The organism is Bacillus sp. NS1, assembly GCF_058248265.1.
The window spans coordinates 122,230-144,375 of record NZ_JBZAZF010000004.1 but is presented as its reverse complement, the minus strand read 5'-3'; the positions used below and the strand labels follow the sequence as shown (position 1 = coordinate 144,375).

General features: G+C 47.0%; 19 protein-coding genes and 2 pseudogenes. 14 read left to right on the top strand and 7 right to left on the bottom strand.

The window, feature by feature from the left end:
- Nucleotides 1-48 precede the first annotated feature (48 nt).
- The 5 genes from AC4CV5_RS16420 to AC4CV5_RS16400 are packed head-to-tail and all read left to right on the top strand — an operon-like array spanning nucleotide 49 to nucleotide 4,865.
- Nucleotides 49-813, top strand: coding sequence for a glucose-1-phosphate cytidylyltransferase (locus AC4CV5_RS16420; protein ID WP_373924063.1), 765 nt, complete (start codon nucleotides 49-51; stop codon nucleotides 811-813).
- Nucleotides 814-819: 6 nt separating this feature from the next.
- On the top strand, nucleotides 820-1,788 hold the full coding sequence (locus AC4CV5_RS16415; protein ID WP_490923279.1) for a GDP-mannose 4,6-dehydratase: 969 nt from the start codon (nucleotides 820-822) through the stop codon (nucleotides 1,786-1,788).
- A gap of 23 nt (nucleotides 1,789-1,811) precedes the next feature.
- A complete protein-coding gene (locus tag AC4CV5_RS16410) occupies nucleotides 1,812-2,723 on the top strand; it encodes a putative nucleotide-diphospho-sugar transferase (RefSeq protein WP_166854711.1) in 912 nt (303 codons plus the stop codon).
- A gap of 28 nt (nucleotides 2,724-2,751) precedes the next feature.
- The gene (locus AC4CV5_RS16405; RefSeq protein ID WP_490923278.1) at nucleotides 2,752-3,915 is read left to right on the top strand and encodes a glycosyltransferase family 2 protein; all 1,164 of its coding nucleotides are present in this window, start codon (nucleotides 2,752-2,754) and stop codon (nucleotides 3,913-3,915) included.
- Nucleotides 3,916-3,929: 14 nt separating this feature from the next.
- A complete protein-coding gene (locus tag AC4CV5_RS16400; protein WP_166854710.1) occupies nucleotides 3,930-4,865 on the top strand; it encodes a putative nucleotide-diphospho-sugar transferase in 936 nt (311 codons plus the stop codon).
- A gap of 27 nt (nucleotides 4,866-4,892) precedes the next feature.
- Here AC4CV5_RS16400 and AC4CV5_RS16395 read toward each other — a convergent pair whose 3' ends face one another.
- The 3 genes from AC4CV5_RS16395 to bcaP all read right to left on the bottom strand — a co-directional run bounded on the left by AC4CV5_RS16395 (nucleotide 4,893) and on the right by bcaP (nucleotide 8,433).
- Entirely contained in the window at nucleotides 4,893-6,122 is a 1,230-nt protein-coding gene (locus tag AC4CV5_RS16395; RefSeq protein WP_166853948.1) for an MFS transporter, read from the bottom strand.
- Between the two features lie 111 nt (nucleotides 6,123-6,233).
- Nucleotides 6,234-6,941: a YjjG family noncanonical pyrimidine nucleotidase gene (locus AC4CV5_RS16390; protein ID WP_373924066.1), complete on the bottom strand. Its 708-nt coding sequence runs from the start codon at nucleotides 6,939-6,941 to the stop codon at nucleotides 6,234-6,236.
- A 106-nt stretch (nucleotides 6,942-7,047) separates the two neighbouring features.
- Nucleotides 7,048-8,433 carry a branched-chain amino acid transporter BcaP gene (gene bcaP, locus AC4CV5_RS16385; protein WP_490923277.1) on the bottom strand — a complete coding sequence of 462 codons (1,386 nt, stop codon included), beginning with the start codon at nucleotides 8,431-8,433 and terminating at the stop codon, nucleotides 7,048-7,050.
- A gap of 246 nt (nucleotides 8,434-8,679) precedes the next feature.
- Between bcaP and yfmT the strand changes: the two genes are divergently transcribed.
- The 6 genes and pseudogenes from yfmT to AC4CV5_RS16355 all read left to right on the top strand — a co-directional run bounded on the left by yfmT (nucleotide 8,680) and on the right by AC4CV5_RS16355 (nucleotide 15,406).
- A complete protein-coding gene (gene yfmT, locus AC4CV5_RS16380; RefSeq protein WP_041906763.1) occupies nucleotides 8,680-10,137 on the top strand; it encodes a benzaldehyde dehydrogenase in 1,458 nt (485 codons plus the stop codon).
- Between the two features lie 509 nt (nucleotides 10,138-10,646).
- Nucleotides 10,647-11,012 (top strand): annotated as a pseudogene (locus AC4CV5_RS16375) (methyl-accepting chemotaxis protein); the annotation flags it as partial.
- Nucleotides 11,013-11,145: 133 nt separating this feature from the next.
- On the top strand, nucleotides 11,146-13,035 hold the full coding sequence (locus tag AC4CV5_RS16370; protein ID WP_166853943.1) for an ABC-F family ATP-binding cassette domain-containing protein: 1,890 nt from the start codon (nucleotides 11,146-11,148) through the stop codon (nucleotides 13,033-13,035).
- Nucleotides 13,036-13,158: 123 nt separating this feature from the next.
- On the top strand, nucleotides 13,159-13,605 hold the full coding sequence (locus tag AC4CV5_RS16365) for a YfmQ family protein (RefSeq protein WP_166853942.1): 447 nt from the start codon (nucleotides 13,159-13,161) through the stop codon (nucleotides 13,603-13,605).
- A 123-nt stretch (nucleotides 13,606-13,728) separates the two neighbouring features.
- On the top strand, nucleotides 13,729-14,151 hold the full coding sequence (locus AC4CV5_RS16360) for a MerR family transcriptional regulator (RefSeq protein ID WP_166853941.1): 423 nt from the start codon (nucleotides 13,729-13,731) through the stop codon (nucleotides 14,149-14,151).
- Nucleotides 14,152-14,215: 64 nt separating this feature from the next.
- The gene (locus tag AC4CV5_RS16355; RefSeq protein ID WP_222143775.1) at nucleotides 14,216-15,406 is read left to right on the top strand and encodes an MFS transporter; all 1,191 of its coding nucleotides are present in this window, start codon (nucleotides 14,216-14,218) and stop codon (nucleotides 15,404-15,406) included.
- A gap of 34 nt (nucleotides 15,407-15,440) precedes the next feature.
- Here the strand turns inward: AC4CV5_RS16355 and AC4CV5_RS16350 are convergent, their stop codons facing one another.
- A complete protein-coding gene (locus tag AC4CV5_RS16350; RefSeq protein WP_166853939.1) occupies nucleotides 15,441-15,986 on the bottom strand; it encodes a GNAT family N-acetyltransferase in 546 nt (181 codons plus the stop codon).
- 274 nt (nucleotides 15,987-16,260) lie between these two features.
- On the opposite strand from AC4CV5_RS16350, the pseudogene AC4CV5_RS16345 reads away from it, so the two are divergent.
- Nucleotides 16,261-16,414 (top strand): annotated as a pseudogene (locus AC4CV5_RS16345) (hypothetical protein).
- 118 nt (nucleotides 16,415-16,532) lie between these two features.
- Here the strand turns inward: AC4CV5_RS16345 and AC4CV5_RS16340 are convergent.
- Nucleotides 16,533-18,089, bottom strand: coding sequence for an ABC-F family ATP-binding cassette domain-containing protein (locus AC4CV5_RS16340; RefSeq protein WP_222143776.1), 1,557 nt, complete (start codon nucleotides 18,087-18,089; stop codon nucleotides 16,533-16,535).
- Nucleotides 18,090-18,263: 174 nt separating this feature from the next.
- On the opposite strand from AC4CV5_RS16340, the gene AC4CV5_RS16335 reads away from it, so the two are divergent.
- Both AC4CV5_RS16335 and AC4CV5_RS16330 read left to right on the top strand, forming a co-directional pair.
- Complete coding sequence (locus AC4CV5_RS16335; protein ID WP_166853937.1) at nucleotides 18,264-19,394, top strand: DEAD/DEAH box helicase; 1,131 nt, start codon at nucleotides 18,264-18,266, stop codon at nucleotides 19,392-19,394.
- Nucleotides 19,395-19,462: 68 nt separating this feature from the next.
- The gene (locus AC4CV5_RS16330) at nucleotides 19,463-19,909 is read left to right on the top strand and encodes a GNAT family N-acetyltransferase (protein ID WP_166853936.1); all 447 of its coding nucleotides are present in this window, start codon (nucleotides 19,463-19,465) and stop codon (nucleotides 19,907-19,909) included.
- A gap of 53 nt (nucleotides 19,910-19,962) precedes the next feature.
- On the opposite strand, the gene AC4CV5_RS16325 is transcribed toward AC4CV5_RS16330, so the two are convergent.
- The gene (locus tag AC4CV5_RS16325; protein ID WP_490923273.1) at nucleotides 19,963-20,982 is read right to left on the bottom strand and encodes an NADP-dependent oxidoreductase; all 1,020 of its coding nucleotides are present in this window, start codon (nucleotides 20,980-20,982) and stop codon (nucleotides 19,963-19,965) included.
- 360 nt (nucleotides 20,983-21,342) lie between these two features.
- On the bottom strand, nucleotides 21,343-22,143 hold the full coding sequence (yfmF, locus tag AC4CV5_RS16320; protein WP_490923272.1) for a Fe(3+)-citrate ABC transporter ATP-binding protein YfmF: 801 nt from the start codon (nucleotides 22,141-22,143) through the stop codon (nucleotides 21,343-21,345).
- Nucleotides 22,144-22,146: the final 3 nt, after the last annotated feature.

Below are 22,146 nucleotides of genomic sequence, written 5' to 3'. Positions count from 1 at the left end.
AGATGTACCAGGTTTCGAACTCAATATTCATAGAGATGAGGGGTAGAGATGAAAGCGGTCATTCTCTGCGGCGGAAAAGGAACGAGAATGAGTGAAGTCACGAATGACATTCCTAAACCGCTCGCCACGATAGGCGGCAAACCGATTCTATGGCATATTATGAAAATCTATCAGTACTACGGAGTAAACGAGTTTATTCTGCTTTTGGGCTATAAAGGAGAAAAAATCAAAGAATACTTTCTCGACTATGAATGGAAGCACAACAGCCTGACACTCGACTGCTCTACGGGAGAGGTGCAGATGCTGGGGCAGCCTGAAACGTGGAAAATTACGTTTTTGGAGACAGGGGAAGACACACTGACAGCCGGAAGAATCATGCAGGCTAAAGACTATATCGGCGATGAAACGTTTCTGCTCACCTATGGAGACGGGCTGGCCAATATCAATCTTTTCCATCTCATCAGCTATCATCAGACAAAAGGGACTGCCGCGACTGTCACCGGCATTGACAAAGTCTCGCAGTTCGGCACCTTGACGGTTGAGGACGGCATGGCGAAAACATTTTCTGAGAAGACATCGAGTGACGGAATTATCAACGGCGGATTCTTTGTTCTCAGTCCCAAGGTTTTCGAATATTTGCCGAAGGACGGGAACATGATGTTCGAAGATGAACCGCTGAAGAACCTTGCCAAAGACGGGGAGCTTGCCGTGTACCGCCATTATGGATTTTGGACGGCCATCGATACGTATAAAAATCTCTTAGAAGTCAACAAAATGTGGGATCAAGGACAACAAGTATGGAAGGTATGGTGAACTGATTTGAGTTTCTGGAAAAACAAAAACGTATTTGTCACGGGGTGTACAGGTCTTTTAGGAAGCTATTTGGTGAAAGAGCTGATCGAACAGGGTGCAAACGTTACGGGGCTTGTCAGGGATCATGTGCCTCAATCTAACCTTTATCAAGGAGAACATATAAAGAAAATGAACGTCGTGCGGGGCTCTCTTGAAGACTTGCCTGTGATTGAACGCGTGCTTGGCGAGTATGAAATTGACACAGTCTTTCACCTCGCCGCTCAAGCGATTGTCGGCGTGGCGAACCGCAATCCGATTTCTACCTTTGAAGCGAATATCCTCGGCACATGGAATATTCTCGAAGCCTGCCGAAAGCATCCGTTAATAAAGCGGGTGATTGTCGCTTCTAGTGATAAAGCATACGGCGATCAAGAAAACCTTCCGTACGATGAAAATATGCCGCTGCAAGGCAAGCATCCGTACGACGTCTCGAAAAGCTGTGCAGATCTGATCAGCCACACGTATTTTCACACGTACGGGCTCCCGGTCTGCATCACGCGCTGCGGGAACCTTTACGGCGGCGGGGATTTGAACTTCAACCGCATCATTCCGCAGACGATTCAGCTTGTGCTGAACGGGAAAGCGCCGGAAATCCGCAGCGACGGGACCTTTGTCCGCGACTACTTCTATATTGAAGATGCCGTTCAGGCTTATTTGCTTCTGGCAGAAAAAATGGAGGAAAACAATCTTGCCGGAGAGGCCTTTAACTTCAGCAATGAGATCCAGCTGACTGTACTTGAACTGGTAGAAAAAATCTTGAAGAAAATGAACAGTGCTCTGAAGCCGAAAGTGCTGAACCAGGGAAGCAATGAAATCAAACATCAATATTTATCCGCGGAAAAAGCAAGGAAGCTGCTGAATTGGACACCAGCCTACACCATTGATGAAGGACTTGAAAAAACGATTGAGTGGTATACGGAATTCTTCAAAAAGTAATGTGAAACGAGGTGAACATGACTGTGACCAGCGCGTATTGCACCGTTTTATCAAAAGGGAGATTATATCAGGCAGTCGCCTTATTTAAGTCTTTAGAGCAAGTTGACCAAGACAGTCCCATTTTTACGCTATGCATGGATGAAGATACGCACCGCGTCTTACAGAAACTGAAGATGAAGCAGCTGAATCTTGTGCCGGTGGCCGCGCTCGAAAATGAAATGCTTTTGAAGCTGAAAGAAACGAGAGATCAAAGCGAGTACTGCTGGACGATGAAGCCGATCTTTCTGCAAGCTGTGCTGAACAGCAATCCCGAGCTGGAGCGTGTGACGTATATTGACGGGGATCTCTTTTTCTACACTGATCCGTCGCCGATTTTTGAAAACCAGCCAGACTGCTCGGTGCTCCTTTCACGGGGTGATATCGTAATCCCATCTTTTGAGAAAGAGCAGATTGACATGCTGCAGCGTCTTTTAGGCAGATATAACTCAGGCTTTATCAGTTTCAAGCATGATGATGCCGGCACTGACTGCTTGGAGTGGTGGAAGGAACGTTGTCTTGAGGAATGCAAAAATGCCCCGGGTGAAGGGAAATTCGGTGATCAGGGCTATTTGGATTATATGTCTCAGCTGTTTCCGAATGTGTGTGACATTACGACACCCGGTGTAAACATCGGCCACTGGAACTACGGACAGCATACGTTTTCCTGGGAGGATGGCCGGATTGTGCTAGAGGATGGCAGCCCGCTGATTTTTTACCATTTCAGCGGATACCGGATCGTCAGCATCAATCAAATCAAACAGATTCATGAAACAACCCGCACAGACCTGCCATTTATGCATGAACTGTACCAAGAGACGCTGCCGCATATCATTCAGCACATCAAAACGTTGGACCCTGAATTTAACGGTTTTGCTTCAAAAGATGACAACAAATAAATGATTAAATACAGGAAGTGAAAATGAAGTGAAAGCAAGCGTTATTATTCCTGCATATAATTCAAAGGAGCGCCTGTATAACAGCCTTCTGTCATTAAATCAGCAGGAGTGCGATGAAGAATTTGAAGTCATTGTAGCGGACAATGGCTCTGAGGACGGGACGCTCTCGATGCTTGAGTCGTTTCAAGCGGATTTTCCGCTGATCTTTACACGGATTAAAGAAAACAGGGGCATTGCGTACGGACGAAATCAGGCGCTTCGCAATGCCAGAGGAGATATCCTAATATTTCACGACAGCGATATGCTTGCGGCAAAGGACCTTGTGGCAAAGCATATTAAAGCCCATGAGAACGAAGAGAATCTCGTCGTATGCGGGTTGTTTTGGAAACGGATCTACAGTTTTTATTATGAACGCTTTGAAGAGGAACATAAGGAACAGCTCGCAAAGCGCGTAGACGAAATGCCGAAAAAAGACAAACAAAAGCTGCTGAAGGAAGCGGACATCAAAAACGGAAGCTTTCTGGATAAAAGCTTTGACCTCGATACCGATTTTATTGACGTGCTCAAGCAGATTTTAGATGAGTACGGCGATGACCTGAAAGGCTATCATATGCCGTGGCGCTTTTTTATCACGAATAATTCCTCTGTTAAACGCAAGCATGTGGTTGACATCGGCTTATTTGATGAAGGCATTGTTCGGTACGGGTTCGAGGATTATGACCTTGGGATCAGGCTTCATCAGGCCGGACTGACGTTCAGGCTGCATCGCGACATTGTCAGTGTTCATCAGGAGCACCCGAGCAATTGTAAGTCTGTAGACGATATTCGAGCAAACATTGCTTATATGTGCGATAAATACAACAACATTCGCTCCTTAGACGTTCATCTCGCTTTTAACGGGCCGTTCCCTCCTGACATGACGAACGGCATCATGGCTGATATTCATAAGCTTTTGGAATCTCGGAAATATGATATGCTGCTGAATCTGTTTCTTGAGCTGCTCCATGTTGTTAAAGAGCGCAACATTGACCCGGATTGGCAAAAGAAAGCCCCAAGGGTGACGGCGAAAAACTTTGATTTGCAAACTGTCCGCAAGCTTCTGCCAAAAGCGAAGAAAAAGCTTGGCGTGAACGATTTTGCCAATGCACTGTATGCGCTTGTCAACGATTTGCTGCAAGTGGATCTTAGATAATTGGATGTGGTATGGTGAGAACATTTCATTTTTCAACGATAGTGTCAAGAACGCATATCTTTAAGCTGATGCCCATGATTCATTCTCTGCATGAGCATTGCGATGATTTTCATTTGTATGTGTTGTGTGTCGATCAGAAAGCGTATGAATTGCTTCAACACGTGCCATGGAAGCATGTGACTTTTGTGCAGCTGCATGAAATGGAAGACCCAGAGCTGCTGCAGGCGAAAAGCAATCGAACGTTTCATGAATATTGTTGGACATTGAAGCCGGCCTTTTTGTTTCATGTCATGAGCAAGTGGAATGATGCAGAATACTTTGCTCATCTGGATACAGACCTGTTTTTCTTTTCTGATCCGGCACGAATTTTTGCGGAAAACCCAACGGCTTCCCTGTATTTGACCGATCACCGCAACTCGCCGCGGTTCATGCCCTACTATGAGCGGACCGGCCGCTTTAACACAGGTTTTGTCGGTGCCGGAAATACGAAGGAAGCATATGAAGCGGTGTGGCAGTGGAGACAGGACTGCATTGCACTTTGTACGGTAGAAATGGATACGGAACGAAAGACGTACGGCGATCAACGTTATGTGGAGAAATGGCCGGCGCAGTATAAAGGTGTGCATGTAGTCAAATCAATCGGAGCCAATACAGCGCTTTGGAATATCGAAAACTATAAGGTCGGGCACAAGGATGGCCGTGTGTATGTAGATGAAACGCCGCTGATTTTCTATCATTTCTCCGGGTTTACACTGGTGACGGAAAAAGAGTTTAATCTTTGCTGGTATTACCGCATTGAAGACGAAGCGACAGTTGAAATGATTTATATGCCGTATGTGCTAAACCTGAAAAGATGGATTGACGAAATTCAGTCAGCGTTCCCAGACTTTGCTGACGGCTTTATCCCGAAGCACGCAGTGCCTGACACTCATTTTATACAGCTGGATTAAAAAACCCCTGCCGATGGCAGGGGTTTTTCAGCTATGCCATTCTCTCAGCTTCTGATCGCTCGGCAATAGGTAGGCCAGAATACCGAGGACAGGGAGAAAGGCAATGGCAATCATTGTCGGGGTCAGCCCCGCGGCGTCAATCAGAGCGCCCAGCGCGACAGCGCCGATCGCGCCCATCCCGAAGGCGAGCCCGACGGTCAAACCGGACATTGTGCCGATTTTTCCAGGAACAAGCTCCTGGGCATAGACAACCGTTACGGAAAAGCTCGACATCAGAACCAAACCGATCAACGCAAGCACGCCATAGGCGAGCACCGGGCCGGCAAATGGAAGCAAAATCGCCAGCGGCGCCGAGCAGAGCAGCGAACCGAGGATTACGAAGCGTTTTCCGAAACGGTCTGCCAGCGGGCCGCCGAGAAACGTGCCGACAGCACCAAACAGCAAAAAGACAAAGATATAGCTTTGTGCCTGCTGAATGCTAACGTGATATGTATCCATCGCGTAAAACGTGTAAAAATTGCCGATCGCACTCGTATACCAAGAACGTGCAAAAATGAGAAAAATAATAATAATAAGAGCAGATACAACAGACTTGGTAATGGCCGTGTTTTCAGCCGTTTTCTTTTGTTTGCCTGACTTCTGGGCAAGGCTTCCGAGACGTGCGGCGTACCATTTCGCAATATACAGCAGAAACATAACAGCGAGCGCGGCGACAAGCGTGAACCAAACGGCGCCGAATTGTCCGAGCGGCACAAGGATCAGCGCGGTGATCAGCGGCGCCATCGCCTGGCCTGAGTTTCCGCCCACCTGATAGATCGACTGGGCGAGCCCGCGTTTTGTGCCGGCGGCCATATACGCCACACGAGAGCCTTCTGGATGGAAAATGGCCGAGCCTAATCCGATGAAAAACACACAGCATAAGATCGTTATGAATGAAGGGGCAAATGCAAGGCCCAAAATGCCGAGCATGCTGGCGGTCAGACCGATTGGCAGGGCGTACGGCCGCGGCCGTTTATCGGTATACCAGCCGACGACAGGCTGCATCACAGATGACACCATGTTTAATGTGAAAGCGATGATGCCGAGCTGTGTAAACGTCAGGCTCATGGAGCGTTCCAAAATAGGGAACATGGCCGGAATCACGGCTTGCAGCGAATCGTTGAGCATGTGGCAGATTCCGATGATAATCAAAATCGGATACACCGTGGTGCCGGGTTTTTGAACTGTTTTTTCTTTTAGCGGGGCGGCGATAGCCAATTGAGTCTCCTCCTTACATATATAACCAAAGCATACCACCATATTATTCATAAGGTGAAGAATTTATCAAGAGGAAAAAAGGCTCTTCTAAAAGAAAAGCCGCCAGCATGATTAGCAGCTGACGGTATGTTCGATATTCAAAATGTGATACAGCTCTTCAAGCTTGCGAATCTCATAAGTTGGCATAATCTCGGACTCATTCGGCTTCGTGTCAGGGTTAACCCAGCAAGTATCAAGTCCGGCGAGCTGTCCGCCCTTGATATCGGCAGTGAGTGAATCGCCGATGAGTAATGTGTGCTCCGCTGAAAACTGGGGAATCCGTTCAAACACGTAATCGAAGTATTCCTTCATCGGTTTTTGAAAGCCTGTATCTTCAGAAACGAAAATATCCTTGAAGAACGGAAATAATCCTGAATCACGGAGGCGCTTGTACTGTGTCCTAGACACGCCGTTTGTCACGATATACAAATCAAACTGATGCTGCAGACTTGAGATGAGATCGAAGGCGCCATCAATAAGCTGATGCCCTTCTTCAAGAAAGCTGCGGTATTTTTGTTCAAGCAAGGCACCATCTGCCTCATAATCAAATTCCTTGAACAAAGCGGAAAAACGGGTGTTCACGACTTCATCCCGTGTGATGTTTCCTTCTTCAAAGGCTCTCCACAAACCTTGATTGATTGTTTGATACTGCGTCTTCATTTCATCTGTTAAAGGAATGTTCTGATCTTCAAACAGCAAACGCAGTGCTAATGCTTCTGCCGCTTTAAAATCAAGGATGGTGTCATCTACATCAAATAATAACGTGCGGTATTGTTTCATCAGTTTGTCTCCCTTTCTCATATGTTCTTCAAAGTATAGCACATAAAAAAAGGGAAAAAGCCGGCGATGAGAGGTTGGAACGTCTGTACCGCCGGCTGAAAAGAGATTATTTGTTTAATAAGCTGTGTTTTCTAGAATACAGGAAATAAACCAGCGTTCCGACAGCGATCCAGATCACAAATGAAAGCCATGTGACGCCGGGAAGACTGTACATGAACCATAGGCAGATGCCTGCACTGATAATCGGCACAACCGGAACGAACGGCACTCTGAAGGACGCTTTGATTTCCGGGTATTTCTTTCTTAACACGATAATAGCAATTGAAATAACCGTAAACGCCGCCAGCGTTCCCATGTTCACCAGATGGGCCAGCGTTCCGAGGTTAATCAACCCGGCGATTCCCGCCGCAACGATACCAGTCAGCCATGTATTGCGGAACGGGGTTTTAAATGACGGATGAACCTTTGCGAACAATCCAGGCAGAAGGCCGTCCCTGCTCATGGCAAATGTCAAACGGACCTGAGCGTACAGCAAAGCGAGCATAACCGTCGTAATCCCGATAATCGCACCGACAGAAATAATTCCGGCAACAGCGTCCTGGCCGACGAATTTAAGCGCAAAGGACACCGGATCTCCGACATTCAATTTCGTATAAGGCATCATGCCTGTCAAAACAAGCGATACCGTGATGTACAAAACAGTACAGACGGCAAGGGCTGAAATAATGCCGACGGGCATGTTTTTTTGCGGATTTTTCACTTCTTCTGAAGCGTTAGAAACCGCGTCAAACCCTAGATACGCGAAGAACACAGTTGCCGCGCTGACAATGATGCCTTTCATGCCGAACGGCATAAAAGGAGACCAGTTATCCGGTTTGACATAGCCGATGCCGACAATAATGAACAATAAAATGATGCCGATTTTCATCAATACGATGACGTTGTTAAAACGTGTGCTTTCCTTAACGCCTCTGCTGACAATCGCAGTGATGATGAGAATGATCACTGCAGCCGGAAGATTAAATATGGCGCCCGGCGTGCTTCCCGGCGCTCCTGTCAATGCGACTGGAATATGAAGATTGAAGCCGGCAAGCAGTGATTGAAAGTATGAAGACCAGCCGGTGGCAACCGCCGACAGTGCAATGACATATTCAAGCATGAGATCCCACCCGATCAAAAAGGCGAGCAGCTCTCCGAGTGTCACATAGGAGTATGAGTACACGCTTCCCGAAATCGGAATCGAAGACGAAAACTCAGCATAGCAGAAGGCAGCGAGCGCACAGGCGAGGCCTGCTAAAATAAACGAGATGATGAGGGCGGGACCTGCACCGGTCGCTGCCACTGTTCCTGTAATGACAAAAATCCCTGTACCGATCACACAACCGATACCAAGCAAGGTTAAATCAAATGCGCTTAATGTACGGGCAAGGCTTTTTGACTTGCTCTGCGCACTCAATGTTTCAAGCGGTTTTTTTCTGAATAATGAACTCATCAAAGTTCCTCCCGGAAAATTCAAAATATTCTAATCATTATATACAGTTCTTGTTGTATTATATTGTCGAAATTTGGCGCAGTCAATCATATATTTTTCTGCTTTAAATGATAGAAGCGAAACAGCGTTGGCGTAAGATAGGATAGTAATTTTTACTAATAACATATTCAATTTTATGCAGTGTGAACCGATAGAAAAAATAGATTCGCCCAATTTTGATTTGCGGTTAAAAAGGAGATGCTGACCATGTTTCAATATGAAGAATTGAATAAACAGTTTATCGGCGGGAAATGGCAGGAGGGCAGCAGCCCAAATGTATTGGAAAACAAAAATCCTTATACTCAAAAAACATTCACAACCTTCCAAAAAGCGACTGCTGACGATGTAGATGAAGCGTACCGGGCAGCAGCGCTGGCGAAGAAAAAATGGGATGCGGTCAATCCGTTTGAGAAAAGAACCATTTTAGAAAAAGCCGTCACGTATATCGAAGAGAACGAAGAAGCCATCATTTATTTGATTATGGAAGAGCTTGGCGGAACAAGGCTCAAAGCAGCTTTTGAAATCGGGCTTGTCAAAAACATCATGAAAGAAGCGGCAACGTTCCCTGTCCGCATGGAAGGAAAAATTCTTCCGTCAACAATAGACGGCAAGGAAAATAGATTATATCGTGTGCCGGCAGGCGTTGTCGGTGTTATCAGTCCATTTAACTTTCCATTCTTTTTATCTATGAAATCAGTGGCGCCCGCGCTCGGAGCAGGCAATGGCGTCGTGTTAAAGCCGCATGAAGAAACGCCGATTTGCGGCGGCACGCTGATTGCCAAAATTTTTGAGAACGCGGGAATTCCAGAGGGGCTGCTGAACGTGGTTGTCACAGACATTGCAGAAATCGGAGACAGCTTTGTCGAACACCCGGTACCGCGGATCATCTCATTTACAGGCTCGACAAAAGTCGGCAGCTACATCGGCCAGCTTGCGATGAAGCATTTTAAAAAGCCGCTTCTTGAACTCGGCGGCAACAGCGCCTTCATCGTGCTTGAGGATGCAGATATAGAATATGCGGTTAATGCGGCGGTGTTCAGCCGATTTACACACCAAGGACAGATTTGCATGTCAGCCAACCGCGTACTTGTTCACTCATCAATTTATGATAAGTTCCTTGAAATGTATCAGGCAAAAGTGGAATCGCTGAAGGTCGGCGACCCGATGGACCCTGATACAATTATCGGGCCTTTAATCAACAGCAGACAGACGGACGGGCTGATGAAGTCTGTTGAGAAAGCGATTGAAGAAGGCGCTGTTCCAGTGAAGCTTGGCGGGTTTAACGGGACGATCGTGGAACCGACGATCTTAAAAGACGTGAAACCGTTCATGAGCATTGCCAAGGAAGAGTTGTTCGGACCTGTCGTCTCCTTTATGAAGTTTGATTCAGAAGACGAAGCGGTGGATATCGCAAACGAAACGCCGTTTGGCTTGAGCGGAGCCGTACATACCTCAAATCTTGAGCGCGGCGTGGCTTTTGCGAAGCGCATTGAAACAGGCATGATACATGTCAATGACACGACAATCAATGATGAACCAAATGTGGCCTTCGGCGGTGAAAAGCAATCAGGTCTCGGCCGTTTGAACGGTGAGTGGAGCCTTGAAGAATTTACGACGCTGAAATGGATCTCGGTCCAGCACGAAAAACGCAGCTTCCCTTATTAATAAAAAAGGAGTGAATGGAATTGAGCATAAAAACGGAAAAAGAAACGGCAGACCTTCTGGACGCGTTTGTCAAAGTAGCCCCTTATTTAAACAGCCTGGTCCAAGATGATATTACAATCGGCATTTACGATACGGAAAAATTACTTGTGAATATACCAGCCAAAACCTTTTCTCTAAACGTAAAAGCCGGCGATCCGCTGCAGGAAGGGGATATTATCACAGATGCCATCCGCACCAATCAGAAGAAGACGAGCATGGTTCCGAAAGAGTTGTTCGGCTTCCCATTGATTGCACGTGCCATCCCGCTCCACGACGAGAATGGAAGAGTGATAGGGGGCGTCGGCCTCGGAACGAGCCTTGAGGAGTCCTCAAAGCTGCATGATGTAGCAGAAAGCTTATCAGCTGTCGTTGAACAAACGGCTGCAGCCATTTCCGATATTTCGGATTCAATCAATGGGTTTTCAACTCAAATGTCAGGCATTTCCTCTCAGGCGAAAAAGGTAAGCGAAAGCGCCGGTGAAATCGCCGATATTTCAGTAACCGTGAAAGGCATCTCTGACCAAAGCAACCTGCTCGGCTTAAACGCCGCAATCGAAGCGGCCAGAGCAGGGGAGTCAGGAAAAGGCTTCTCTGTCGTCGCAGATGAGATCAGAAAGCTAGCGACGCATTCGAAAGAAAATGTCGGCCAGATTGACCAGATCACGAAAAAAATTCACAGCCTGCTGAAAGGGCTGGAGGAATCAATTGAGTCGATTAATCAGCATACAGACGGACAAGCCGCTGCCGTTGAGCAAATTTCCGCCACGATGCAGGAGATTTCAGGAAGTGCGCAGCATCTCGCAAAAATGGCAGAAAAAGCGCTTGAGGAAGAATAAAAGACCGGGACAGATGTCCCCGGTCTTTTTTCTATCCTGCATTTCCATGAAATTTGTCTGACGTTTTACTAGTTTTATTCCAGCGGCTGATTTAAAATGTACACATGAACTTACGTGAGGATTGATAGGAATCATGAGTATATTAAAAGCGGAAAATCTGTATAAAACATACGGAGATAAAACATTATTTGACCATATCTCCTTTCATATTGAAGAGAATGAGAGAATCGGATTAATCGGGCCGAACGGAACAGGAAAATCCACGCTGCTGAAAGTGATCGCCGGCTTGGAATCTATCGAAGAGGGAGACATCACGAAATCAGGCAGCGTGCACGTTGAATTTCTTCATCAAGACCCAGAGCTGCCTGCGGGGCAAACTGTGCTGGAGCATATCTATTCCGGTGAATCGGCTGTGATGAAAACCTTGCGTGAATATGAAAAAGCGCTGTATGAACTGGGGGAAGATCCTGAAAATGAACAGCGCCAAAAGCACCTGCTGGCTGCGCAGGCGAAAATGGATGCGAACAACGCATGGGATGCAAACACCTTGGCGAAAACCGTATTGTCTAAGCTGGGCGTTAACGACGTCACAAAGCCAGTCAACGAGCTCTCAGGCGGTCAGAAAAAACGGGTGGCGATTGCCAAAAACTTAATTCAGCCCGCTGATCTGCTCATTTTAGACGAGCCGACGAACCATTTGGATAATGAAACGATTGAGTGGCTTGAAGGATATTTAAGTCAATATCCCGGCTCCGTCATGCTGGTGACACACGACAGGTATTTCTTAAACCGTGTCACCAACCGCATTTATGAGCTCGAACGAGGCAGTCTCTACACGTACAAAGGCAACTATGAAGTGTTTTTAGAAAAACGCGCGGAACGGGAAGCGCAGGCTGAGCAAAAGGAAACGAAGCGGCAAAACCTGCTGCGCCGCGAACTGGCTTGGCTGAGACGGGGAGCGAAAGCGCGCTCCACAAAACAAAAGGCGAGAATTGACCGAGTGGAGGCGCTTAAGGAGCAGAAAGGCCCTCAGTCATCTGGCTCACTCGACTTTGCGATTGGCTCCCACCGTCTTGGCAAACAGGTCATTGAAGCGGAAAATGTGATGATCGCTTATGACGGCCGCATGCTCGTCGATCGCTTTAATGAGCTGGTCATACCGGGTGAACGGATTGGGATCATCGGGCCAAACGGCATCGGAAAAACAACGCTGTTAAACGCCCTTGCCGGCCGTCATACTCCAGACGGCGGCCATATTGCGATCGGCCAGACCGTCAGAATCGGCTACTATACCCAGGATCATAGTGAAATGAATGGCGAGTTAAAGGTCATTGACTATATAAAAGAAACGGCGGAGGTCGTAAAAACAGCGGATGGCGATATCATTACAGCTGAACAAATGCTGGAGCGTTTCCTCTTCCCGCGTTCGATGCAGCAGACGTATATCCGCAAGCTGTCCGGAGGAGAAAAACGCCGTTTATACTTGCTTCAGGTTCTCATGCAGGAGCCGAATGTCCTGTTTCTCGATGAGCCGACGAACGATTTGGATACTGAAACATTAAGCGTACTGGAGGATTATATCGACCAGTTCCCTGGCGTCGTCATCACCGTATCCCATGACCGCTACTTCCTTGACCGTGTCGTCGACCGTTTGATTGTGTTTGAAGGAAATGGCGTCATTTCCCGCTTCCAAGGCTCCTACAGCGACTATATGGAGGAGACAAAAGCGAAGAAAATAGCTGAAAAGCCGGCTGCTGAAGCAAAACCGGCCGAAGCGGAGCTGAAGAAAAAACGGAAAAAGCTTTCCTACAAGGACCAGATTGAATGGGATGGGATTGAAGACAAAATTGCCCAGTTGGAAGAACAGCATGAACAGCTTGAAGCTGACATCGCCGCAGCAGGCAGCGATTTCGGAAAAATCCAAGAGCTGATGGCCAAGCAGGCGAAAACAGCGGAAGAGCTTGAGGCTGCTATGGACCGTTGGACAGAATTGTCTCTCATGATAGAAGAGCTGGAAAGCTAAAAAAGCGCGGCCCGCAGCAGGCCGTGCTTTTTTCACATAATGTACAAAAACGAACCGGCCAGCTTATGATAGGATGGAATTGTGTGTCAAAGACACATGGAAAACTAACGGAGATGATGAAGTATGACATGGACCATCGTGATGTTAATCCTCATGAGTCTGGTGAAAATCGTATTAACCTGTCTTCCAACAGGCGTCATGGAATGGCTGCTCAGCAAATTCGAGGTGCATGCCAAGCTAAGTGACGAAAATGCTGTTCTCTCTCTAAATGGAAAACGTCTCGAAGGTGAAGAGAAGCGGAAAGTGATAGACCAATTTAACGATGCTGTCTTCCTGGAGAAATATTATATTTACCCGGGTGATGAAGAGCGTTATTTACATCCAGAAAACGGCGGCACGCCGCTGGTGATAGATACGAAAAAAGGCAAAAAAGATGTGAAGCTGTTTGTGTACCGCTACGACGACCATATCGACGTCGTGAAACAGTACAAGAAGAAAGTCATTGCGTATCAATTGCTTTCTGATAGCCTTCAAAAGCAGCCTCTATCAGTAACTGGAAGTTTGGCTTAAACAGGACAGTGAACGACGGGTGATTGATGCACTCGTCTTTTTTATTGTTTTTTAAAACTTAACGTTTACGTTAAGGTTTAAAAGGTGTATAATGGGAACAGAAACGGCGAAGGGGGATTTACCTTGGAATGGATGAAGATAGATCAAGTAGCCAAAAGAAGCGGGCTGACAAAGCGGACCATCCGGTTTTATGAAGAAATCGGCTTGATTCCGGCGCCGAAACGGACAGACGGCGGCGTGAGGCTTTATTCAGAGGATGATATGGAGGAGCTTGAGAAAGTCATCAGCACAAAAGAAGTGCTCGGTTTTTCCCTTCAGGAACTTCAGCATTTCATGGAAACCAGCCGCCAGCTAGAGTTAAACAAAGAGGGGTATTTGTTGTCACTGGATCCTAAGGAACGGAAAGAAAAACTGGAGGAAATTCAGGAAACCCTGAATCACCAGCTGGATTTGATTGATAAGAAAATCCGCACATTCCAAAGCTTTAAAGAACGCCTGCAAGGCATGAAAAATAAAGCAGAACGTGCCATTCAATCAATCGAATGAAAAATTTCTCAAACGCTATTTTGTAGCGTTTCTTTTAATGGAATAAAGATGGAGGTCAGGTCAAATGGATAAGACAAAACAAGTGAATCAGAAAACGGGCTTGCTCAGTCAGCCGAAAGCTGTATGGGCTGTCGCGTTTGCCTGTGTGATTTCCTTTATGGGAATCGGGCTGGTCGATCCAATTCTTCCGGCAATTGCAGCACAATTACATGCTTCACCTAGTGAAGTATCACTCTTGTTTACAAGTTATTTGCTTGTAACCGGATTTATGATGTTTTTCTCAGGCGCCATTTCCAGCCGCATTGGCGCGAAATGGACATTAATTCTCGGACTTATTTTTATTATTGTGTTTGCGGGGCTTGGGGGCAGCTCAAGCTCAATTGCTCAGCTAGTCGGCTATCGCGGCGGCTGGGGATTAGGTAATGCTTTGTTTATTTCAACTGCGCTTGCGGTCATCGTCGGCGTGTCAGTCGGGGGCAGCGCCCAAGCGATTATTTTGTATGAAGCTGCGCTCGGTCTCGGGATTTCTGTTGGACCGCTTGCAGGCGGAGAGCTTGGAAGTATTTCATGGCGCGCACCGTTTTTCGGGGTATCTGTCCTGATGTTTATTGCGTTAATCGCGATTTCTTTGATGCTGCCAAAATTGCCGAAACCGGCGAAACGCGTCGGTGTGTTTGATGCCATGAAGGCACTCAAATATAAAGGCTTGCTGACGATGGCGGTATCTGCGTTCTTATACAACTTTGGATTTTTTATTTTGCTTGCTTATTCTCCGTTCGTACTGAATTTAGATGAACACGGTCTCGGATATGTCTTCTTTGGCTGGGGCCTTCTGTTGGCTGTTACGTCAGTCTTTACGGCGCCGCTCGTGCACAAAGCGCTGGGCACAGTGCGTTCGCTGGTCGTGCTCTTTATCGCCTTTGCGGTCATTCTCATCATCATGGGAATTTGGACAGACCATCAGACATTGATTATTACTTGTATCGTTGTCGCTGGTGCTGTCCTTGGTATGGTCAACACGATTATGACAACAGCTGTGATGGGGGCTGCGCCGGTTGAACGTTCAATTGCGTCTTCAGCCTACAGCTCAGTCCGTTTCATCGGCGGCGCGATCGCTCCGTGGATTGCGGGAATGCTGTCAGAGCACTTCACAGCAAGCACACCATATACAGTAGGTGGGATCGTCGTTTTTGTCGGCATGCTTGTCCTTCTCATGGGACGTAAACATCTTGCTGGAATTAAGGCGGGACATTAATAACGAAAGACACTGCGCATATGCAGTGTCTTTTTTAATCATGGAACCTTCCCATTACAACCGTATTGTAGTAGTTTCCGTCAGAAAGCAATTTCTCCTTTTTTAAGATTCCTTCTGCTTCAAATCCGTATGTCTTATATAGTGAAATGGCTCTTTCGTTTGTTTCCAGGACATTCAGTGAGATTTTTTTAATTCCGTTGGTATCCGCCCAAGAGAGAGATTGCTGTAAAAGATGCTTCCCGATGCCATAACCCCAAAATTCTTTTAACACGCATACACCGAACTCTACTTTATGCGAGGATCGCTTTAAATCAGTTCCCTCACATCTGGAAAACCCTGCGAGCCTGTCCTGCACTTCAGCAACTAAAAATAAGTTTCTCTTTTTCTCAGTATCTTCCTTTATCCGTTGTTCAAAACTCGATGCATCTATGAAATCCTCACCTTTCTCCCGATCCATGTATTCCGTTTCTCCATCAATTTTCAGCCTTAATGCAGACAGCTTCTGTGCATCCTCTGCACAAGCTGATCGAATGGTGTATTGAAGTTCATTTACATTGAATTCTTTTTTGCCGATGATCATGTTATACCCCTTTACTATCAGTTGTTATAATGGCATCATAATCGAATTGGTGTAAGAAAGGAAAACCTTTATGACACAATTTTACTATTTAACGGCTAAAACCCCTTTAGAAACTGGATTTTTCGGTCAGCAAGTACGCCGTTCACGGAAAGGGCATCCGCTTCGGTCAGGCATCGACGCGGCGGGCATTTATCTTGAAGAAACTGAGGATGTATCCGTTCATTTACGATTGCCATATCAGGTGATGGTTCATGTTGAAGAGGGGACGTTTGCCATGGATAAGGCAAAGCCTGACGAATATGAACAGAAGTGTTTACAGGTGCTCTATCATTACATACACAGCGTCATGAAAAACAGCTTTTCGGTTGAATGGTTCACAGCTTGGGCTGATGAGGAGGACTTTGAGCTGTCTGCCAAAAGAGAGCTGACACTTGATGAATTCACCTCGCCATTGCAGCTCATTTTAAAAGACAGAGAGCTTTTGAGAATCATTCAGAAAAAGTGGCACTAAAAAACCCGCCCTTCAGCAGGCGGGTTTTCTTCGATTTAAAGCACTTTCGTCGTCCAAGACTCGCAGTTCCACGTTTCTGTCGCGATATCCATATAAAAGTCTGGCTCGTGAGAAATGAGCAGAATGGAGCCCTTATATTCTTTGAGGGCGCGCTTGAGCTCTTCCTTCGCGTCGACATCCAAGTGGTTTGTCGGCTCATCGAGCACCAGCAGGTTTGTTTCTGAATTGATCAGCTTGCACAATCTGACTTTCGCTTTTTCGCCTCCGCTTAATACGGAGACGCGGCTTTCGATATGCTTTGTCGTCAGTCCGCATTTTGCCAGAGCGGCCCGGATTTCATACTGCGTATAAGAAGGGAATTCACTCCACACCTCTTCAATACAAGTATTGTTGTTTGTTTCCTTGACCTCTTGCTCAAAATAGCCGGTATAGAGATGCTCGCCGCGTTCAACCGAGCCTTCAAGCGGCTGGATTTCACCAAGCAGGCTTTTCAGCAATGTCGTTTTTCCGATCCCGTTAGCGCCGTAAAGGGCGATTTTTTGGCCGCGCTCCATGCGGAGGTTCAGCGGACGTGACAGCGGGGAATCGTAACCGATCACCAGATCCTTCGTTTCAAAAATCAGCTTGCCTGACGTTCTCGCCGGCTTAAAGTGGAATTCCGGCTTTGGCTTTTCTGCCGCAAGCTCGATCATATCCATCTTATCGAGTTTCTTTTGGCGGGACATCGCCATGTTTCTCGTGCTGACACGCGCTTTGTTGCGGGCAACGAAATCCTTCAGCTCCGCGACTTCCTGCTGCTGCTTTTTGTAGGCCGCTTCAAGCTGCTGCTTCTTCACCTCGTAGACTTCCATAAACTGATGGTAGTCACCGACATAGCGTGTCAGTTCTTGATTTTCAACGTGATAAATCAGGTTGATGACGCTGTTTAAGAACGGAATGTCATGGGAAATCAAGATGAACGCGTTCTCGTATTCCTGCAGATAACGTTTCAGCCATTCGATATGTTGTTCATCAAGATAGTTGGTCGGCTCATCGAGAAGCAGAATTTCCGGCTTTTCAAGAAGCAGCTTGGCGAGAAGAACCTTGGTGCGCTGTCCGCCGCTCAAATCAGTGACATCACGCTCTAATCCGATATCGCTCAAGCCGAGGCCGCGGGCAATTTCTTCCACTTTGGAATCAATGATATAAAAGTCATTGTTCGTCAGCGCATCTTGAATCACGCCGACTTCTTCAAGCAGCTTTTCGAGCTCGTCGGGATCAGCTTCGCCCATTTTGTTGTAAATCTCGTTCATTTCTTCTTCCATCGCAAATAAATAATGGAATGCGTCTTTCAGGACGTCACGGATGGATTTTCCTTTTTCCAGCACGGTATGCTGATCCAGGTAGCCGACACGGACATTTTTTGACCATTCGACTTTTCCCTCATCAGGTTCAAGCTTTCCGGTAATAATATTCATGAAGGTTGATTTTCCTTCACCGTTTGCGCCGATCAGCCCGACGTGCTCGCCTTTTAACAGGCGGAAGGAGACGTTATTAAAAATGGCCCGGTCACCGAAGCCGTGGCTTAAATCCTTTACAGATAAAATACTCATGTTTACACCTCTATCGTTTATCAAACACGCACAATCGGCGTGTAATATTCACCCTTTTGATTATAAAGGAGGAAGCGGAATGTTGAAAGGTATAGGAAAGAAAAAGAAAAATTGCGTTCCGGGCGAGGTTTTGAGATACTATGGAATAGATTTCAGGAATTGAGGAGAACAAAAATGACGCAAACTTGGCCATTTTTACATAATGCACAATCATTTATACAAGAGAATTGGAATACTTCCGGCTTTCAAAAGCCAACCCCTGTTCAGGAGCAAACAGCACAGCTAATCATGGACGGAAAGGATGTCATCGCGGAATCTCCGACAGGCACGGGCAAAACACTTGCATACGCACTGCCGGTCTTGGAACGGATCAAACCAGATCAGAAGCATCCGCAGACAGTGATCTTAGCGCCTTCGCGTGAGCTGGTGATGCAGATCTTTCAGGTGATTCAGGATTGGAAAGCGGGATCAGAGCTGCGCGCGGCTTCCTTAATCGGCGGGGCAAATGTGAAGAAGCAGGTCGAAAAGCTGAAGAAACATCCGCATATCATTGTCGGCACGCCGGGCAGGGTATTTGAACTGATTAAAGCGAAGAAATTAAAGATGCATGAAGTGAAAACGATCGTGCTTGATGAAGCGGATCAGCTTATCCTGCCGGAGCATCGCGAAACGATGAAGCAAATCATTAAAACGACATTAAGAGACCGGCAGCTTCTATGTTTTTCTGCCACCCTCAAAAAGGAAACAGAGGACGTGCTCCGCGAATTGGCGCAAGAGCCTGAGGTGTTGAAGGTGCAGCGAAGCAAGACGGAAGCTGGGAAAGTGAAGCATCAATATCTGATTTGCGACCAGCGCGACAAAGTGAAGCTGCTGCAAAAGCTGTCAAGACTCCAAGGCATGCAGGCGCTTGTATTTGTGAGAGACATCGGCAACCTGAGTGTGTATGCGGAAAAGCTGGCGTATCACCATGTCGATCTCGGCGTTCTGCACAGTGAAGCGAAAAAAATGGAGCGGGCGAAAATCATTGCCGCATTCGAAGACGGAGAATTCCCGCTCTTATTGGCGACTGACATTGCTGCACGCGGCTTGGATATTGAAAATCTGCCATACGTGATCCATGCTGATATTCCTGACGAAGACGGCTATATTCACAGATCAGGCCGAACAGGCCGTGCCGGAAAAGAAGGCAACGTGCTGAGCCTCGTGACGAAACTGGAAGAATCAAAGCTGAAAAAAATGGCGAAGAAGCTGGGCGTAGAGCTGAGTGAAGCTGTTTATACAGGCGGAAAATTGAAGACGAAATAAAAAGGAGGGCGGTAAGCCCTTCTTTTTTGCTGTAAAATAATAGAAAAAGATTCGTGCGGGGTGAGGAGATGGCTTCAATAGACAGGTTTGAAAGATTGAAGGAGCCTGAGCTGAAAATTCTTGAACAATGGTTTGAAAATGAGGATACCATGCGAAGAATGGATGGGATGCTGCCATTAGATGTGTGGTATGCACGAGTGAATAAAGATGAAGACGATACTGTCATCATGGCATATGACGGGCAGCTGCCGGCAGGGATGGCCGTTATGGAGTTCGTGGAGGAGCGGGCGTATATTGGAATGATCGTCAATCCTATGTACCGGCTTCAAGGATACGGAAAACAGATATTAAAAAAACTGCTGAATGATCCTGATTTTATTAGGGTGAGAGAGTGGGCTGCATGCATTGAGGAAGACAATCAAATCAGTTTGGCTTGCTTTCAAGGAGCTGGATTTACTATGGAGGACCCGGAACCTGATGAAGATGGCTTTCTCACTTTGATTCTTCGCACCTGAGCATACACAAAAAACACGGAGGGCAAAAATCCCTCCGTGTTTTCATTATCATGTCAGCTCGGATCACTGACTTTGATCAGCTGTTTTCCTTTATTTTCGCCTTTAAATAAGCCGAGAAACGCGTCAGGAATGTTTTCGAAGCCTTCTTTAATGGTTTCCTCGTAATGGAGCTTTCCGTCCTTCAGCCATTCGGCCAGCTGTTTTGCTCCCTCAGAAAAACGATCAGAGTAGTCGCCTACGATAAACCCTTGCATCAGCGACTTTGTTTTGATCAGCTTCGATTGGACGCGAGGGCCCAGGTCATCTGCTTCACTTTCCGCGTTGTAGGAAGAAATGGCGCCGCACACCGGAATGCGGGCAAATTCATTGAGCAGGTTCATGACCGCATCTGAAATCGGCCCGCCGACATTGTCAAAATACACATCGACTCCGTCAGGACAAGCGTCTTCAAGCGCTTTTTGGATATCATCTGCTGTTTTGTAATTGATGGCTTCGTCAAACTGAAGCTCCTGTTTTAAAAACGCGATTTTCTCATCGGAGCCTGCGATGCCCACGACTCGCGCGCCTTTGATTTTGGCAATCTGCCCGACAGCTGAACCGACGGCTCCCGCAGCTCCAGAGACGACCACGGTTTCACCCTCTTTCGGACGCCCGATGTCCAGCAGTCCGAAATATGCTGTCAAACCGGTCATTCCCAAAATGCCGAGATAGGCCGAAGCGGGAGCGAGGCTTGTATCAATTTTTCGCAAGGCAGACTCGCTTACAGCGGAAAATTCCTGCCAGCTGAGGTTTCCGATGACGATATCGCCCTTTTTTAGATGATCACCGTTTGACACGACTTCAGCAATAACCCCGCCAGAGAGCGCTTCATCCAAGGCGAACGGTTCAACATATGACTTTGTATCCTGCATACGGCCGCGCATATAAGGGTCAACCGATACATAAAGCGTTTTGATAAGCACTTCACCCTGCTGGGGTTCAGGGACAGGGATCGTTTCAAAGCGGAAGTCTTCATGAACGGGAACCCCTTGCGGACGTCTGGCTAATTGAATCTGCTGTTGAGTTTTTGTCATATTCATCCTCCTACTACTTGATTGACACCAATGTAACACGGACTAGTGATGAAATACAAAAGGTAAGTCGGCATACAAAAAAGGAGAGGGGGTTCCTCTCCTTTTCAGCATGTTGACAAACCCTCGCAATCGTTGTCAGAACTGTGCGTCGGTGCTTACTTGAGAAATGATCAGCGGCTAAAAACTGAGCGTCCTGCTCAAACACCGCTGTCACCGCATCCTGCGGAAGTCTGCTCCAATGCTCGTTCTTCCTAGACTTCAAGGATTTTCTATCATGCTGAAAGGATGACAAAAGCTCAAAACGGTTATCGTTTTGAGCTTTTGTTCAACAGTCTGGAAGGAGAGGAGCTCCTCTCCTTTTCATTTCGCCCGTAATTTCGGGCACAGTCCCGTCGGCAAGCACATGGGCTTCTGGTCGATCGGGCTTCTCATGATGCAGCATTCCAAGCCGAAGACTTCACGGAAAAACGGCTGGGTAAACACATCTTCCGGTGTACCGGCATTGTATATTTTTCCGTCCAGCACACTGATTAGATAGTCCGCATATTGAGCGGCCTGGTTTAAATCATGGAGCACCATGACTACGGTGCGGCCATGATCGCGGTTTAGCTTTTTCAGCAGCTCAAGCACTTCAATTTGGTGTGAAATGTCTAAATACGTGGTTGGTTCATCAAGCAAAAGCAAATCAGTGCCTTGCGCAAGCGCCATGGAAATCCATGCTCGTTGTCTTTGGCCGCCGGATAGGGCATCCAGTGTCCGTTCTTTCAGCTCAACCATGCCCGTTGCTTCCAGCGCCCACCTTACCATGTCGTGGTCCTCTTGAGTATGCTTGGATAACAGCTTTTTGTGAGGATGTCTGCCGAAATAGCATAATTCCTCTACCGTCAATCCTTCAGGAGCCTGAGGAGATTGAGGAAGAATGGCCAGTTTTTTTGCGACTTCTTTTGATGGCTGGCGGTGTATATCTTTTCCTTCCAATAGGACCGTACCGCTTTTTGGAGCCATCAGCCTGGCGAGCGATTTGAGGATTGTTGATTTCCCGCAGCCATTGGCGCCGATGAGCGCAGTGATTTTTCCTTCTTCTATCTTTAAGTCGACTCCGTCAATAATCACTGTGCTGTCATATGAAAGAGTGAGCTGGTCTGCAGCCAGTTTTCCCATGGT

Bases quoted from the DNA above. Each gene is read 5' to 3' on its own strand.
- AC4CV5_RS16420 (WP_373924063.1), top strand. From the start codon at position 49: ATGAAAGCGGTCATTCTCTGCGGCGGAAAAGGAACGAGAATGAGTGAA.
- AC4CV5_RS16390 (WP_373924066.1), bottom strand. From the start codon at position 6,941: ATGAAACAATACCGCACGTTATTATTTGATGTAGATGACACCATCCTT.
- bcaP (WP_490923277.1), bottom strand. From the start codon at position 8,433: ATGAGTTCATTATTCAGAAAAAAACCGCTTGAAACATTGAGTGCGCAG.
- yfmT (WP_041906763.1), top strand. From the start codon at position 8,680: ATGTTTCAATATGAAGAATTGAATAAACAGTTTATCGGCGGGAAATGG.
- AC4CV5_RS16370 (WP_166853943.1), top strand. From the start codon at position 11,146: ATGAGTATATTAAAAGCGGAAAATCTGTATAAAACATACGGAGATAAA.
- AC4CV5_RS16365 (WP_166853942.1), top strand. From the start codon at position 13,159: ATGACATGGACCATCGTGATGTTAATCCTCATGAGTCTGGTGAAAATC.
- AC4CV5_RS16355 (WP_222143775.1), top strand. From the start codon at position 14,216: ATGGATAAGACAAAACAAGTGAATCAGAAAACGGGCTTGCTCAGTCAG.
- AC4CV5_RS16350 (WP_166853939.1), bottom strand. From the start codon at position 15,986: ATGATCATCGGCAAAAAAGAATTCAATGTAAATGAACTTCAATACACC.
- AC4CV5_RS16340 (WP_222143776.1), bottom strand. From the start codon at position 18,089: ATGAGTATTTTATCTGTAAAGGATTTAAGCCACGGCTTCGGTGACCGG.
- AC4CV5_RS16335 (WP_166853937.1), top strand. From the start codon at position 18,264: ATGACGCAAACTTGGCCATTTTTACATAATGCACAATCATTTATACAA.
- AC4CV5_RS16330 (WP_166853936.1), top strand. From the start codon at position 19,463: ATGGCTTCAATAGACAGGTTTGAAAGATTGAAGGAGCCTGAGCTGAAA.
- AC4CV5_RS16325 (WP_490923273.1), bottom strand. From the start codon at position 20,982: ATGACAAAAACTCAACAGCAGATTCAATTAGCCAGACGTCCGCAAGGG.
- yfmF (WP_490923272.1), bottom strand. From the start codon at position 22,143: ATGGGAAAACTGGCTGCAGACCAGCTCACTCTTTCATATGACAGCACA.